Here is a 15,131-nt window from a genome sequence, read left to right as displayed (position 1 = left end):
GCGCATCCCTCCTGCTCCAATTCCCTAAATCAAAGAACGCGCGATGAAACGAATCCTCTCGCTTTGCCTCTCCGTTTTCCTTCTGACTTTTGCGCTGCTCGCCAATGCTGGCGAACCCACCCCTCCGGCTCTGGCTGCCCGTGCCTGGCTGCTCTATGACGTCGGTTCGGGTCAAGTCCTGACCCATCAGGGCGCCGACGACCGGATCGAGCCGGCTTCGCTGACCAAGCTGATGACCGCCTACGTCACTTTCTCGGCGCTGAAGGCGAAGACGATTTCGATGAACCAGCAGGTCATGGTGTCCGAGAACGCTCGCAAGTCCAGCCTGGACGGTTCGCGGATGTTCATCATGCCCGGCATGCCGGTCTCGGTTGAAGAACTGGTGCAGGGCATGATCGTTCAGTCCGGCAACGATGCCTGCGTCGCGCTGGCCGAACTTATCGCGGGTTCCGAGACCGCCTTCGTATCGCGGATGAACGCGGAAGCGAAGCGGCTCGGTCTGAAGAACTCGCAGTTCCGCAACGCGACCGGCCTGACCGCCGACGGCCACTACATGAGCCCGCGCGATCTGTCCCTGCTGTCGGCGGCGATCATCCGCGACTTCCCCGAGTACTTTCACTTCTACTCGCAGAAAGAGTTCACCTACAACAAGATCCGCCAGCCCAACCGCAACCGCCTGCTCTTCATCGACCCCAGCGTCGACGGCATGAAGACCGGCCACACCGAAGCGGCCGGCTATTGCCTCGTCTCGACCGCAAAGCGCGGCGGACGGCGCCTGATCTCGGTCGTGACCGGCACCAGCTCCGACTCGGTGCGCGCGACCGAATCGCAGAAGCTGTTGAACTTCGGTTTCCTGGCCTGGGAATCGGCCAAGCTCTACAGCGCAAACGTCCCGGTCCAGAAGCTCAAGGTCTGGCAAGGCAAAACGAACGAAGTCGCGATCGGTTTCCCGCGTGACCTGATCCTGTCGGTTCCTCAGGGCGAGACCAAGCAGATCAAGGTTGAACTCGCCACCCGCTCGCCCCTCAAGGCTCCGATCCTGAAGGGCACAGCGCTCGGCACGCTGAAGGTGACTCTGGAAGGCAAGCCTCTGGGCAGCTACAACGTCGTTGCGCTCGAAACGGTTGAACAAGCTGGCTTCTTTGGCCGCCTGTGGGATGCGCTGCGTCTGTGGATCAAGAATCTCTGAGCCAGGTATGAGTGAACAAGAGCTGCTGCAGTTTCCCTGCGATTTCCCGATCAAGGTGATGGGGGAGAGACGTGACGACTTCGCCGAGACCATCGTCGCCGTCGTCCGCACCCACGCACCGGACTTCGATGCGCGCGCGGTCGAGATGCGCGCATCGAGCAGCAATCGCTATCTGAGCCTGACCTGTACGATCCGGGCGACTTCGCGCGAGCAGCTCGACACGCTCTACCGCGCACTGACCAGCCACCCTATGGTCAAGGTCGTGCTCTGAGCGTTGCCGGCATGAGTTCCGCCCCCCCGCTGCTGCGCAAAACCCTGGGCCATGTCGACTACGAGCCGACCTGGCGAGCCATGCAAGCCTTCACGGCAGCGCGCGATGACGCGACGGCGGACGAACTGTGGCTCGTCGAGCACCCGCCGGTCTTCACGCTGGGCCTGGCTGGAAAGCCCGAGCATCTGCTGCGCGAGACAGGCATTCCACTGATCCATATCGACCGCGGCGGTCAGATCACCTATCACGGGCCTGGCCAGGCCGTCGTCTATCTGCTGATCGACCTCGCCCGACGCCGGATCAAGGTCAGGGAGCTGGTCAGCCTGATCGAGCAGTCCGTGATCGACGTGCTGGCCGGCTACGGCATCGCCGCCCATCTGCGCGACGGCGCCCCCGGCGTCTATGTCGGAGACGCGAAGATCTCCGCGCTGGGCCTGAAGATCTCGCGCGGCTGCAGCTATCACGGCCTGTCGCTGAACTGCGACATGGACATGACGCCCTTCTCCGCGATCAATCCCTGTGGCTATGCCGGGCTGAAGTCGGTCCAGGTTCGCGACTTCGGCGTCACCGATCCTCTGCCCGTCATCCACGCCAAACTTGCCGACGCGCTGGCAGCGCGCCTCGAACTTCATCACGGACTGCACCCAGCCTGAAAGGACACCATGGCCGAAATCGGCAAAAAGCTGCGCGGCGCGGAGAAGACCGCCCGCATCCCGATCAAGATCGTTCCCGCCGAAAAACTGCGCAAACCGGAATGGATACGGATCCGCCTGGGCAGCGGCGAGGAGATCTCACGCTTCAACGAGATCAAGGATTCGCTGCGCGGCCACAGTCTGCACACGGTCTGCGAGGAAGCCTCCTGTCCGAACATCCATGAATGCTTCGGCAAGGGCACGGCAAGCTTCATGATCATGGGTGACATCTGCACCCGCCGCTGCCCGTTCTGCGACGTCGGCCACGGCCGCCCGAACCCGCTGGATCCCGAGGAGCCGAAGAGCCTCGCGCAGACGATCGCTGCAATGCGCTTGCGCTACGTCGTGATCACGTCCGTCGATCGCGACGATCTGCGCGACGGCGGTGCCCAGCACTTCGTCGAGTGCATCCGCGAAATCCGCAGCGCCTCGCCCAGCACCACGGTCGAAGTGCTGGTGCCCGATTTCCGCGGTCGGCAGGACATCGCGCTGGAGATCTTCGAGCAAGCGCCTCCTGACGTAATGAACCACAACCTCGAAACCGTACCGCGCCTCTACAAGGCCGCCCGCCCTGGTGCGGACTACCAGACCTCGCTGACCCTGCTCAAGAGCTTCAAGGAACGCCACCCCCAGGTTCCGACCAAATCCGGCCTGATGGTCGGGATCGGCGAGACCGACGACGAGATCCTCGAAGTAATGCGTGATCTGCGCGCCCACGGCGTCGAGATGCTGACGATCGGTCAGTACCTCCAGCCCTCTGACGGCCACCTCCCGGTGCTGCGTTACGTCCATCCCGACACCTTCAAGATGTTCGAGACCGAAGCGCTGAAGATGGGCTTCAAGAATGCGGCCTGCGCTCCGATGGTTCGCTCTTCGTACTGGGCGGATCAACAAGCAGCCGGTGTGGTCTGAATACATCCGCTTACGTCTGTTCTCCCAAAAGCGGCGCCTTCGGGCGCCGCTTTACTTTTGGCTACACAGAGCCCAGGGCACTGTCCCGAAAGGCCAAACGGCTGGCCCGCCGCGACAAGCAGGGACGAAGGCGGAGCCCTAGGATGCAGTCGTCGACCGGGAAACAAGGCAACGCATAGCCCCCAACCCGCTTCGACTTACCCCAAGAATGGAGCACGAAATGAAAAAGACCCTGATCCTTGCCAGCATCGCTAGCCTCCTCGCCGCTCCGGCTTTCGCCGCCGAACAAGGTTTCTATGCCGGCGCCAATGTCGGCGCCTCGCAGCAGGACATCAACGGCGCCGGCACCAAGACCGAGAACCCGACCACCTGGGGTCTCTATGGCGGCTACAACTTCGATCGTCACTTCGGCGTCGAAGCCGGTTACCAGAACTTCGGCAAAGCCAAGATCGAAGGCCAGTCGGAATTGAAGAGCTACGCGCTGAGCGCCGACCTGGTCGCCCGCTATCCGCTTGCCAAGACCTTCGACATCTATGGCAAAGCCGGTCTCGCTTTCGTCGATCGCAAGCTCGAATTCGCGAGCGGTGGCGACTACTCGCACAGCGGCACGGTCGCCAAGCTCGCGCTCGGCGGCGAGTACCAGGCCACCCGCAACATCGGACTGCGTGCCGAAGTCACGCAGTACCTGGGTGCGCCGGAAATCACGGGCGTCGGCTACGAGTACAAGAAGGACAGCACGACCTTCACGCTGGGCGCGAACTACCACTTCTAAGCGCAATCCTCGCGACTGCCATCCCGGCAGCCGCGCAGTTTCGAACTGCCTCTCCTCATTGAGCGGATGCCCGCCAGCGGGCATCCGCCTTTTCTTCCTGCAACATCTTGACCGCTTCGCGTAACGCTCCCGCTACAGGCTTCCCCTAGAATCAGGCTATCGCTTTACGGGGATGGCCATGCAGGACACTTGGCTGAGCAGCGTCATGCTGCTGGTTCATCAGGCGCTGATCGAACGCGGCCTCGATGCCAATGCGATCGCGCTTTCCGCGGGCCTGTCTCCCGCCCTGCTCGCCGACCCGAATGCCCGGATCGATCTTGAAAGCGCCCGCACCTTCTGGCTCGCCGCCGTCGAAGCCTGCTCGTGTGACCCCTGCTTCGGCCTGGATGTCGCCCGACAGTTCAAACCGACAACCTTGCATGCACTCGGCTTCGCATGGATGGCCAGTGGCACACTCAGAGAAGCTGGACGACGACTTGTGCGCTATTTCCACATCGTCAATGCCGTCGATCAGATCGCATATCGGGAAAGCGATGGCCTTGCCTGGTTCGCTTTTCACACAGAGGGGGAATACACGCTCCCGCGCACCTACGATGCCCGGGCCGCTTCGCTGCTGAGGATGTGCCGGGCTCTGCTCGGCGAGGGCTTCGTCCCGAGCGCAGTGCGTCTGCCTCACGCGAAGCCCGCACCCGAAGCCGTCGCAAAAATCAGTGAATTCTTTGGCATCGAACCGGAATGGGGGGCTGATGAGTGCGCGCTTGCCGCACCCTGCGCGCTGCTCGATCTGAAGCTCTCGGGTGGCAATTCAGAGCTGGCTCTAGCGGCCGAGAAGATTGCCGCCGACTACCTTGCCCGCCACGCCCGCGACGACGTGCTCACGCGCGCGCGTCGAGTCATGATCGCCCAGCTCTCATCGGGAACTCTGAGTCGGGAATCGGTCGCCAGCGCGCTGGCGATGAGCGAGCGAACGCTACAGCGCCGCCTTGCCGAACACGGTGAAAGCTTCGCAAAGCTGCTCGAAGACCTGCGTCAGGAGCTGGCCCAAGACTATCTGAGGAGCTCCCGACACTCGATCCACGAGATCGCTTTCCTGCTCGGCTTCGCGGAGCTGGCAAGCTTCACGCGCGCTTTCAGGCGCTGGCAGGGAGTATCTCCCAGCGCCTGGCGCGAAGAAGCGCTCAGCGCCTGACCAGCTCCTTGATCCGTCCGAGCAGATCCTGCTCGTTGTAGGGCTTGCCAAGGTACTCATTGACGCCCAGCTCGAACGCATAGTTGCGGTGCTTGTCGGCCATACGCGACGTGATCATGATGATCGGCAAGGACTTCAGGCGCTCGTCGCCCCGGATGTTGCGCGTCAGCTCGAAGCCATCCATACGCGGCATCTCGATGTCGAGCAGCATCACGTCCGGCTTCGTCTCGACCAGCTGTTCAAGCGCATCGACACCGTCCTTGGCCGTCACGACGTTGTAGCCTTCGCGTTCGAGCAGGCGGGACGTGATCTTGCGCACGGTCAGCGAATCGTCGACGACCATCACTGTCGGCACATAGTGGATGTCCGGAGCGACCGACGGGGCTTGAGCGCTGGTCTGTTCCTGCGCGCCCGCCAGCATCGAAACCGAAGCGATCGAGCTTCCGGCCATCACCACCGGGTTCAGGATCAGCGAGATCTCGCCGTCCGGCAGCACCGTCGCACCGGAGAAGCCCTGCAGACGCGTAAACTGAGGTCCTGCGTTCTTGACGACGACTTCCTGATTGCCGCGCAATTCATCGACGTGCAGCGCGATCATGTCTGGGCCGGAGCGCAGCAGCAACACCCACTGGAAGCGACTGGCGACCGGCTGGGTACGCGTGTCGCCAAGCAGGCGCGGCAGGTAGCCGAGCGGATAGCGCTTTTCCTTCCAGTCCACAAAGCCTTTTTCGCGCAGCGCCTCGAAATCCGCCTGGCGCAGCTCGAGCACCTGCTCGACCATGTTGGACGGAATCGCGTAAGTGCGCTCTCCGGCCCGAACCAGAAGAGCCTGGGTCACGGCCAGGGTCAGCGGCAGGTGAACGATGAAACGGGTTCCCTGTCCAGACTCGGATGCCACTTCGATCCGTCCACCGACGTCCATCGTCGCACTCTTGACGACGTCCATGCCGACGCCGCGGCCGGCAACTTCGGAGACCTTTTCGGCGGTCGAGAAGCCAGGCTCGAAGATCATCTGGGTCAGCCGGGACTCCGAAATCACGTCGCCCGCAGCGATCATCCCGTTCGCTTCGGCGCGCGAGCGGATCGCCTCGTAGTTCAAACCCTTGCCGTCGTCGGCGAGTTCCATCGCAACTTCGTTGGAACGCTGAGTCACGGTCAGCGTGATCTGGCCGATCTCTTCCTTGCCTGCAGCCCGCCGCTCCTCCGGCGATTCCAGACCGTGGGCGACAGCATTGCGCAGCAAGTGCTCGATCGGCCCGGTCATCTTGTCGAGCACCGAACGGTCGATTTCGATCTGCCCCCCGCGGATGTCGAGGTTGGCGCGCTTGCCCAGTTCCTTCGCGGTCTGCCGAACAACCCGATAGAGGCGTTCAGCCTGTTCTTCGAATGGCACCATGCGCACGCCCATCAGCGATTGCTGAAGATCGCGCGAGAGCCGGCCCTGGGCATGCAGCGACGAATCCGCGGCGTCGAGGTTGCGCAGCAGGTTCTGCTGGATCGTCGTCACGTCGCCGACCGACTCGGCCATCATCCGGGTCAGTTCCTGGAAGCGGGTAAAGCGGTCGATCTCGAGCGGGTCGAACTGCGTGTCCTTCTGTTCGACCAGCGCGTTGCGCGCCACCATCTGCGTCTCGGCCGCGATTTCGATCTCGCGCAGCTGATTGCGCAGACGGATCACGTTTTCGGTCAGATCCAGCATCGAGCGACGCAATGTGCGCAGTTCGCCTTCGATCCGGGTGCGCGCGATCGCGATTTCCCCGGCCTCATTGACGAAACGGTCGACCAGTTCCGAGCGCACCCGCAGGATCGCGCGCTGGCTCAGCGAGGAGTCGACTTCCTCGACGCCCGCGACCGCGACGGACACGGCTTCGACCGGCGCACCGGTTTCGGCGCTCGCCTGCTCCGGGGCTTCCCCGGCGCCCGGAAGGGTCGCGGGCTCACCCGCCTGCATCCGCGCGATCATCTGGCCCGCGAGGTCCAGACCCTGATCGAGTTCGTCGGCGATCTGGGCGCCCGGGACAGCGTTGTCCCGCGCGATCAGCAGCTTGTTCTCGATGCCGTGGACGAATTCGCCCAGAGTCATCGCGCCAGCCATTCGCGCACTGCCCTTGAGCGTGTGCAGCAGGCGGGCGACGGCCTTGGCCGACTCTTCGGTTCCTGCCGCATCAGCGTCGCGAAGTTCGCGCACCGCGCCCGAGAGCTCGTGAGTCAGTTCGTCCGCTTCCTCAAAGAAGATCGGCAGAAGCTGTTCGTCGAGGTCGTCACGAACCGCGGCATGCGCTTTTTCAGGTGCCGGAGCAGCCTCGGCCTGCCTGGCGGCTTCGGCCAGCTCTAGCGCCTCGACCTGCTCCGCGGATTCGGTCGGCTCAACGGCTTCGGCATCCATCTCGGCGACCGCGACGGCCTCCGCGGTCGGCTCGACAGCCCATTCCTCGGCCTCGCCTTCGCTCGGCGGGAAAAATTCGCTGACGACGGGCGTCTGAACACTCTCGACCTCGGCCGGCCGGGTCATCCGCTCCAGCTCCTCGACCAACTCGGGAACGCTGAGCGGCATCTGCCGATCGGCGACTTCGACCACCATCGCCTGCAGGCGCTCACCGGTCGCGCGGACCAGCTCGGCCTGATCGGGATTCAGTGCCTGGTCTTCAAGATGAAGCCTGGCCAGCGCATGTTCGAGCGCCTTGGCCAGAGTCCGGATCGATTCGATCCGGGCTGTTCCGGATATCCCGCCCAGCGTATGGGCGGCGCGGATCACCGGCTCCTCGGGAACCAATACGGGATTCGCGGCAAAGCGCGGCAGTTCCTGGTGTAGCGTTTCGGCGTGCTGACGAGCTTCCGCAACGTAGAGCTCGAAGAGCGTCCGGGAGATCTTGACCTCGCCGATCTGAACCGTGTCCGCCTCGGCTTCCTCTTCGGGTTCAAGCTCGGGCTCGCCGACGGGACTCAGCTCGAGTTCGGTCGCTTCGGCGGATTCCGCCGCATCGATGCCTTCGAATTCCAGCATCTCTTCGCGCTCGTTGAGCGGCGGCTCCAGCGACACATCGAGTTCGACAGGCGCTTCAGCCTCTTCACCGCCGATCCCGGCAAGTACAACTTCTCCGCTTTCGCGCGCTTCGACGGCTTGATCGAGTGCTGCGAGCTCGGCCAGAGTCTCGGCCTCAATCTCTTCGGAAGGCTCTTCGAGAGCAGGAAGTTCGCTGCTTACGGTCTCGAAGACGGACTCGGCGAGGGTTTCCGCTTCGTGCGTCGCGACTTCGGGAGTTTCGATTTCCTCGAGAACGATGTCTTCGAGAGCCGGCGCCTCGCCGGCCTCTTCCTCGGCTGCCGCGGGCGCTTCGGCAAGAGGCGCTTCGCCAACGGACAAGGCTTCGGGCACATCGAGGCTGGGCAGCTCGGGCTCGGGCGCCTCTTCAGGTTCTTCAGGCGCGCCGTAGAGCGCGTCGCGCAAGGCGAGCGGCGCCAGCAGCGTCGCGGTCAGATCGAGCTCTTCCTCGGGCAGCGCCCTGCTTTCATCGGGCAGCATGTCTTCATCAGACAAAGACAGCTCCTCGAACAGGAACTCGGGTGCTTCCGGTTTCGCTTCGGCTTCAGCCGCGGGCTCGCGACCGGACAGCAAAGCTTCCAGCTCATCACCACCAACCAGACTGGAAGTCAGATCCACCGTCTCTTCGGACTCCGCAGACTCGACCCCCAACTCTTCGAGCGGAGGCAGCAAAGCCGGCTTCGCTTCCAGAACAGCCTCGTCCTGCGCTTCGGAGAAAGGCGAAAGCAGAGTTGAAGTCAGATCCACTGTCTCCAGCTCGGGAGCAGCTTCACCAGAAGAGCCAGGCTGGTCAAGTTCGACGTCGCCGCCTTCGAGTTCGAGATCCAGAGCGACGAGATCGTCAGCCTCAGCCCCAGCGCCCGCTTCGGTAAACACCGACTCGGATTCAGGCTCTTCGGGCTGAACTTCGACTGCAGACACGGTCTCGACCGGCGCGACCGGCAAGCTTTCCGTGGCGCCCGAATCAAGCCAGGCGCTGATCCGCTCGGCTTCGGCGATCAGCGCCGAAGCATCCATCCAGGTGCTCCCCCCCGCTTCGAGCTGGGTCACCCAGGCACCGATCAGCACGACGGCATGGTCGACCAGCGTGAGCAGTTCCGGTGCCGCGTCGCGTTCCTGCTGCAGCCAGCGGTTCATCGCGAATTCGACCGCTTTCGCCGCTTCCGAAAAATCATTCAGCCCGACCATCCGCGAGCTGCCCTTGAAGGTGTGAAATCCCCGACGGACAGTGACGATGCTCTCGTGATCGTGCGGAGTTCGTTCCAACGTCTCGCGGTTGGTGCTGATCGTGCCGAGAACTTCGTGCGCTTCTTCGAGGAAGATCTCGAGCAGTTCCGCATCGACCTGCTCTTCGCTCGCTTCGGCCAGGCGCGCGGCCTCGGCCGAAGGCACGGCGGCCGGAGCCAGGGACGAGACCGCCTCTTTAACCTTGTCAGCCCCTTCTGCGGTCTTCAGCGCCGACAGCGCTTCGCGGGCCTGCTTTTCGAGCTGGGCATCGTTGATCAGTGCCGCATCTTCACGCAGGGTTTCAAGGTTCTGCTTCAGTTCGGCCTTCAGCTTCTCGTCGGCAGGCTGTGCAGACAGCGCTTCGAGCTTCTGCTGGGCTTCGCGGCTGCGCTGCCTCACTTCGGATTCGACGGTGGCAGCTTCCTCGCTGGCAACAGCCCCCCCTTCGGGAACGAGAAAACGTTCCAGATTCGCCGGCCCATGGCGCAACGCCTCGACGAAGAAGCCCAGGGCCGAGAGTTCGTGCGCGATCTTCTCGCAGGTTTCGGTGTCTTCCGTCTCGAGCAACTGCGCAATGCGGGCCGCGTTTTCGCGAACCAGGGTTGCCGCATCGTGCTCTTCGAGCATCGCGAATGCGCCCTCGAGTTGCTTGAGTGGCCCGGAGAGCCCGGCCAGGGTTTCGCTTTGCGCTTTCGGGTTGCGGAAATACGCATCCAGAGTCTGCTCGACCTGACCCAGAGTCGTCAGGATCTCCCGGGCGAGCTGATTGAAGAACAACTTTTCCTGAGCCCGGCGCGAGTCGTCACCAAAGATCTGATCGTCCAGCGGACCGGGGTTTTTCCCCGCTTCCCATGAGGCAAGACGCTCGGAGAGGATCTCGACCTGCCTGGCGAGCAGCTCTTCTCCGCCCGCCGCATCGATGGCGCGCTCGGCGACCAGTAGGGCCGTCGCGACATCCATCGCAACTTCATCGTTCGATTGCAGCGGATCCTTGCGCAGCCAGCTCACGCACTTGTCGATGGCGTTGATCAGGCGCAGCAGATCAGGCATGCCCAGCGTCGACAGCGGCGAGCGTGCCGCAGCGAGCTGTTCCTGGATCTGCGGCAAACCGATGGCAGCCCCGGCAATAAAGCGGTTCCAGGCTTCTTTCGCGTTTTCGAGCGCGTCGCGCAAGCCGCGTCGAAGTGGCGCCAGCGGAGTCTCGGCGACTCTTCCCGCTTCTTCGGACGGCAGCAACGCGTCCAGGCGGAAGGCGCTGCGCACGGCTTGGGCGTGCTCGGTCGCGATCCGGGAATTTGCGACATGGAACAGCACGTCGCGCACCAGGCGCTCGGCGACGACCAGCGAGCCTTCGAGCAAACGCCGCATCTGGGTATCGATGCGCCGACAGAGCCGTTGAGCTTCGCGATCGGAGGGGATCGCATGCTGGGCCAGCCCCTCGAAAAAGGCGATGGCAGCCCACCAGAACGCGCGCGTCGAAGGCGCTGCATTGAGCTGGGCGATGCGCCCCACCGCGGACAGCATCTCCTTGGGACCGGAATCCGCAGCCGGAGTCCTCAGCCAGGCCAGCAACCCCTTCTCGAAGCGGCCGCGCAGCAGCCTCAGCTCATGAGCGGCCCGCTCGGGCGCCACTTCGATCGGGTTGCCGATATCGGCGATCCGCGCAGCCAGATCAGGGAAGAACAGCTCGCTCTTCGCCGGCGCATCGACTCCGCGCGCCGCGCTCAGTTCGGCGAAAAGCGGGTACAGCCGCAGAGGCTGGTGGGGAGAACCCTCCTGGATCTCGGCAAGGTAGTTGCCCAACGCGATCAACGCCCGCTGGAGCAGTTCAGCCACCGGATCGTCGAAGGCAAGCTTGCCATCGGCCAGATCCCTGAGCAGCGCATCGGTCGCTTCGGCGAACTGGGTCACCCCGTCCAGACCGACCAGGGCCAAAGCGCCCTGGACCTGGTGCACATGGGTCTGCGCGAAACGCAGCGATTCGCTGTCTGAGCCGCCACCGATCGCCTTCTCGATAGCTTCCAGCGCCTTTGCCAAAGCGGCGTCAATCTCTGCGCGCACCCAGCTCAGCGGTGCGATGTCGAGTTCCATGACGGGATTCATCGTCTGAGTCTTTCCCTGCGGATCTGATTACACCTTGAAGCCGGAAACCGAACCCTTCAGTTCGACAGCGAGGTCGGCGAGTTCGCCGATCGAAACCACGGTCTGCTCGGTACCGCGAGTCGTCTGCTCGTTCAGCTTCTGAATGTCCTGCATCGAACCCGCAACCTGGGTCGCCGAAGAGGCCTGAGTCTGGGTATCGGTCGAGATCTTTTCAATCATCGACGAGACTTCGACCGAAACGTCGCCGATCTCGGACAGGGCCTGACCGGCCGCGTCCGACGCTCTCGCACCATCGACCACGCCTCGGGTCGAATTTTCCATTGCCGCCACCGCATCCTGCGTGTCGGTCTGAATCGTCTTCACGATCGCCGCGATCTGTTTGGTCGCCTCAGCCGAACGTTCCGCAAGGCGCTGCACTTCTTCAGCAACGACCGTAAAGCCGCGACCCGCTTCACCGGCCGACGCCGCCTGAATCGCCGCGTTCAGCGCCAGAACGTTGGTCTGTTCGGTAATGTCCGAAATCAGTTCGACGATTTCACCGATCTCCTGCGAGGACTCGCCGAGTCGCTTGATGCGCTTCGAAGTTTCCTGGATCTGTTCGCGGATCTCGTTCATACCCTTGATCGTGTTCTGCACCGCGTCCTGACCCTTGCGGACCGACTCCAGGGACTTGCGGGCCACCTGTGCGGACTCGAGGGCACTGCCGGACATGTCGGTCATCTGGCGCGCCATGTCGGTAACGCGGGAACCGGCCTGCTGAATTTCGCGCGACTGGCGCTCGGCGGCATCGATCAGTTCGTCGGAAGTGCGCTTCGCGGATTCGGTCGCCGAAGTCACGCGGCCCGCCGCATCGTTCAGGCGGCGAACCAGAACCGAGAGTTCTTCAATCGTGTAGTTGACCGAGTCGGCGATCGCGCCGGTGATGTCTTCAGTCACCGTTGCCCGCACTGTCAGGTCACCGTCAGCCAAGTCGCCCATCTCGTTCATCAAGCGCAGAATGGCCTGCTGGGTCGCATTCTTTTCGGCTTCGGCCTGAGCCCTCTGCCTTTCCGCTTCAGCCTGACGCTGAGTCAGATCGTCGTTGTAGACCTTGGCCAGAGCTACCAGGGTAGCCAGAGCGAGCAGAGCGAACAGCACGATCAACAGGGTCAGCGCGGTAAAACCGACGTAGTGCTTGCTGTAAGCGGAAGCGAGCGCATCGGTCGCGGAAAGCAGCTTCGAGGAATCGTTGAAGATCTGGCTACCCGCGCGCTTGGCCTGAACCAGAAGCTGGATGTTGCCGAGGATCTTCTGCACACCATTGATGTGCTCTTCGGCGACCGCCTGCAGAGCACCAATCTTGTCACCAATCTCGGAGCCGGAAACAGCCTGGGTCTTCTGGGCGGCGATCAGTTCGCGGAAAGTGTTGGCATCCTTACCGAGCAGGAACGCCACTTCCGGGTCGATCGCATCGGCGACCAGCAGCGCATTGGCGTTCTTCGCAATCCGCTGGGTCAGCATCACGACCTGGTTGGCTGTCGCGATGTCGGAGGCACCGGCCCCGCCTTGCAGCTTCAGCGCCGCAACCTGTTCAGAGAGGTCGAGCAGCTTCGGGTTCTCGGAGTTGATCTGCGTCACCGCGGCGGCCAGAACCGCGAGGTTCTTCTGCTGGGCGAGCAGGGACTGGGATTCCTTGTCGGTCTTCTTCCACAGTTCGGTCAGCGCATCGAGTTCGCTACGCACCGAGCCAGGACTCCCCGAGACGCGGGTACCTTCGACGTCGCCGCCATCGGTCACCGCTTTGAGCAGCTGTTCGAACTGCTCACGGCTGTTCTTCAGTTCGGTGAAGGCTGTTGCGTTTCCCTGCAGGGTCTGCTGGGCTGCTTTCGCGAGCCGCTGGGACAGGGTTCGCATCTGACCGGCCGCCGTGACGTAAGCCGTGCCCTGGTTGGCGCTGTGCAACTGCCAGATCGTCAGCACGACGGCAAAGGCTGCGAACACACCGAGGAGCAGCCCAAGCATCCGCAGCTGCTCGGCCACGGTCTTTCCGGCAAGAACCGGAACACGGCCCAGCCAACCTCCACTTCCTTGAATTCCCCGTCGGTTCTCAGCGACGGATTCGTCCATGATCGTGCTGTCGCCGGACAGCTCCGGCTGGGAATTCTTGAGGCCGAATTTGCGACCAAACAGTGTGATGGCCATGCTTATGCTCCGTAATGCGGGCAGTGTGGTGTGTGCGTGTTATTGGAAAAGCGGGGGGCCTGATGCTCAGGTAGTCCGAGCCGCGTCGAGAAAACGGGGATCGACGAGCAGGTGGCGCGCCGAAAGGCGTTTCCAGAGCCGGTCCTGGCTATCGCGCAACGCGCCGAGAACCCAGGGCCGGTCGTCGCGAAAGCGGCGGTCGGTCTCGAAATCGTCCGGATTGCGCAAACCGATCGCGCGGCTGACCAGCAGCGCGGTATTGATGCTATGTCGGGCACCGATCAGCAGCAGCCGTGCTTCACTGCTGGCTGCGACCGGAGCCTGGCCGAGAAAGGCCGGAAAATCGACGACACTGAAAAGATTGCCGCGGACATTGGTCAGCCCACGGAACCATTCCCGGGAGAGCGGAACCGCCGCGAGCGGAGGCGGAGAGAGGATTTCTCCGCTCTCGGCCAGATCGATCAGCCAGCCTTCACTGCCTGCCTGGATCGCGAGCCAGGCCAGCCGGGCCTCTTTTTTCTGCGTTGCAGCAAGCCGAGTCGAGAGATCCTGCTGGAACTCCCTGAGACTGATTCGCTTGGCCATCCCCCCACCCCCAAATCTGCGTCAGCGAGCGCGGCGATCAAAGCGCCTTGATCTTTTCGAGCAGGAGCTCGTAATCGAGAGGCTTGGTCAGGTAGTCGTTGGCTCCCTGGCGCATTCCCCAGATCTTGTCGGTTTCCTGATCTTTGGACGTGCACATGAAGATGGGAATGTGCCGAGTGCTGTCCTCGCGCGAGATCGTCCGCGTGGCCTGATAACCGTTGATGCCAGGCATCACGACGTCCATCAGGATCAGGTCGGGGAGTTCCTGTTTGGCTTTCTGGATTCCGTCGGTTCCGTCTTCAGCGGTCACTACATTGAAGCCCTGGTTGACCAGAAACTCCATCAGAGCAAACCGGTCAGTCGGGGAATCATCAACGATCAGGATCTTGTGGATGGTCATTGCAGCTCCTAGCAAAGGCTCAGGCGCGAGTCGCCGCATGGGCGCTCACAGCCTTGATCAGGCTATCTTTTGTAAAAGGCTTGGTAAGGTATTCGTTGGAACCAACCATACGGCCCCGCGCACGATCGAACAGCCCGTCCTTGGACGAGAGCATGATCACCGGGGTCGATGAAAACTTGGGATTCTTCTTGATCAGTGCACAGGTCTGGTAACCGTCCAGGCGCGGCATCATGATGTCCACGAAAACGATATCGGGATGATGGTCGGCGATCTTGGCCAACGCATCGAACCCATCCTCGGCCAGCAGGACATTGCAGCCGGCCTGCGCAAGGAATATTTCGGCGCTCCGTCGAATGGTGTTGCTATCGTCGATCACCATGACTTTCACGCCGTTTAGACAGTTTGCATCCGCCAAGACGCCACCCTCCGCTTTTCGCCCGCCGTTTTCTTGACATGTGAATATAACCGAAATGCCAGCAAACCGCGACACAAAAGCGTTTCAGCCGCCTTGCCAGTCTCTCGGCCATCCCCTGCCACCTTCGACGACGCCCCCAACCCGGTCGCCTC

The 15,131-nt window shown here is 62.7% G+C and carries 11 protein-coding genes; 6 read left to right on the top strand and 5 right to left on the bottom strand.

Annotated features, from left to right (window positions below; all coding sequences use genetic code 11):
* Positions 1-43: 43 nt before the first annotated feature.
* From ACHFB9_RS00510 to ACHFB9_RS00485, 6 genes are all read left to right on the top strand, one after another.
* Positions 44-1,189 (top strand): D-alanyl-D-alanine carboxypeptidase family protein, encoded by a 1,146-nt coding sequence (locus tag ACHFB9_RS00510; RefSeq protein WP_417069017.1) that lies wholly within the window; start codon positions 44-46, stop codon positions 1,187-1,189.
* A gap of 7 nt (positions 1,190-1,196) precedes the next feature.
* The gene (locus ACHFB9_RS00505) at positions 1,197-1,460 is read left to right on the top strand and encodes a YbeD family protein (protein WP_417069016.1); all 264 of its coding nucleotides are present in this window, start codon (positions 1,197-1,199) and stop codon (positions 1,458-1,460) included.
* Positions 1,461-1,471: 11 nt separating this feature from the next.
* Positions 1,472-2,113: a lipoyl(octanoyl) transferase LipB gene (gene lipB / locus ACHFB9_RS00500; RefSeq protein WP_417069015.1), complete on the top strand. Its 642-nt coding sequence runs from the start codon at positions 1,472-1,474 to the stop codon at positions 2,111-2,113.
* 9 nt (positions 2,114-2,122) lie between these two features.
* Positions 2,123-3,064 carry a lipoyl synthase gene (gene lipA / locus ACHFB9_RS00495; RefSeq protein WP_417069014.1) on the top strand — a complete coding sequence of 314 codons (942 nt, stop codon included), beginning with the start codon at positions 2,123-2,125 and terminating at the stop codon, positions 3,062-3,064.
* 220 nt (positions 3,065-3,284) lie between these two features.
* Complete coding sequence (locus ACHFB9_RS00490; RefSeq protein ID WP_417069013.1) at positions 3,285-3,836, top strand: outer membrane beta-barrel protein; 552 nt, start codon at positions 3,285-3,287, stop codon at positions 3,834-3,836.
* 178 nt (positions 3,837-4,014) lie between these two features.
* A complete protein-coding gene (locus ACHFB9_RS00485) occupies positions 4,015-5,025 on the top strand; it encodes an AraC family transcriptional regulator (RefSeq protein ID WP_417069012.1) in 1,011 nt (336 codons plus the stop codon).
* Here the strand turns inward: ACHFB9_RS00485 and ACHFB9_RS00480 are convergent.
* The 5 genes from ACHFB9_RS00480 to ACHFB9_RS00460 form a co-directional block, all read right to left on the bottom strand.
* Positions 5,015-11,398 (bottom strand): Hpt domain-containing protein, encoded by a 6,384-nt coding sequence (locus tag ACHFB9_RS00480; protein WP_417069011.1) that lies wholly within the window; start codon positions 11,396-11,398, stop codon positions 5,015-5,017. The two genes, ACHFB9_RS00485 and ACHFB9_RS00480, sit on opposite strands and share 11 nt — an antisense overlap.
* Before the next feature lie 27 nt (positions 11,399-11,425).
* Positions 11,426-13,579 (bottom strand): methyl-accepting chemotaxis protein, encoded by a 2,154-nt coding sequence (locus ACHFB9_RS00475; protein ID WP_417069010.1) that lies wholly within the window; start codon positions 13,577-13,579, stop codon positions 11,426-11,428.
* 66 nt (positions 13,580-13,645) lie between these two features.
* Positions 13,646-14,164 (bottom strand): chemotaxis protein CheW, encoded by a 519-nt coding sequence (locus ACHFB9_RS00470; RefSeq protein WP_417069009.1) that lies wholly within the window; start codon positions 14,162-14,164, stop codon positions 13,646-13,648.
* A 37-nt stretch (positions 14,165-14,201) separates the two neighbouring features.
* Positions 14,202-14,564 (bottom strand): response regulator transcription factor, encoded by a 363-nt coding sequence (locus ACHFB9_RS00465; protein ID WP_417069008.1) that lies wholly within the window; start codon positions 14,562-14,564, stop codon positions 14,202-14,204.
* 19 nt (positions 14,565-14,583) lie between these two features.
* Positions 14,584-14,943 (bottom strand): response regulator, encoded by a 360-nt coding sequence (locus ACHFB9_RS00460; protein WP_417069007.1) that lies wholly within the window; start codon positions 14,941-14,943, stop codon positions 14,584-14,586.
* Between the last annotated feature and the right edge of the window lie 188 nt (positions 14,944-15,131).

Origin of the sequence: Niveibacterium terrae, assembly GCF_048213115.1 — a bacterium.
Classification (GTDB): domain Bacteria; phylum Pseudomonadota; class Gammaproteobacteria; order Burkholderiales; family Rhodocyclaceae; genus Niveibacterium; species Niveibacterium terrae.
This window is presented reverse-complemented; position numbering and strand designations above follow the sequence as displayed.

Coding starts and splice junctions, on each gene's coding strand:
- ACHFB9_RS00510 (WP_417069017.1), top strand. CDS start 44: ATGAAACGAATCCTCTCGCTTTGCCTCTCCGTTTTCCTTCTGACTTTT.
- ACHFB9_RS00505 (WP_417069016.1), top strand. CDS start 1,197: ATGAGTGAACAAGAGCTGCTGCAGTTTCCCTGCGATTTCCCGATCAAG.
- lipB (WP_417069015.1), top strand. CDS start 1,472: ATGAGTTCCGCCCCCCCGCTGCTGCGCAAAACCCTGGGCCATGTCGAC.
- lipA (WP_417069014.1), top strand. CDS start 2,123: ATGGCCGAAATCGGCAAAAAGCTGCGCGGCGCGGAGAAGACCGCCCGC.
- ACHFB9_RS00490 (WP_417069013.1), top strand. CDS start 3,285: ATGAAAAAGACCCTGATCCTTGCCAGCATCGCTAGCCTCCTCGCCGCT.
- ACHFB9_RS00485 (WP_417069012.1), top strand. CDS start 4,015: ATGCAGGACACTTGGCTGAGCAGCGTCATGCTGCTGGTTCATCAGGCG.
- ACHFB9_RS00480 (WP_417069011.1), bottom strand. CDS start 11,398: ATGAATCCCGTCATGGAACTCGACATCGCACCGCTGAGCTGGGTGCGC.
- ACHFB9_RS00475 (WP_417069010.1), bottom strand. CDS start 13,579: ATGGCCATCACACTGTTTGGTCGCAAATTCGGCCTCAAGAATTCCCAG.
- ACHFB9_RS00470 (WP_417069009.1), bottom strand. CDS start 14,164: ATGGCCAAGCGAATCAGTCTCAGGGAGTTCCAGCAGGATCTCTCGACT.
- ACHFB9_RS00465 (WP_417069008.1), bottom strand. CDS start 14,564: ATGACCATCCACAAGATCCTGATCGTTGATGATTCCCCGACTGACCGG.
- ACHFB9_RS00460 (WP_417069007.1), bottom strand. CDS start 14,943: ATGGTGATCGACGATAGCAACACCATTCGACGGAGCGCCGAAATATTC.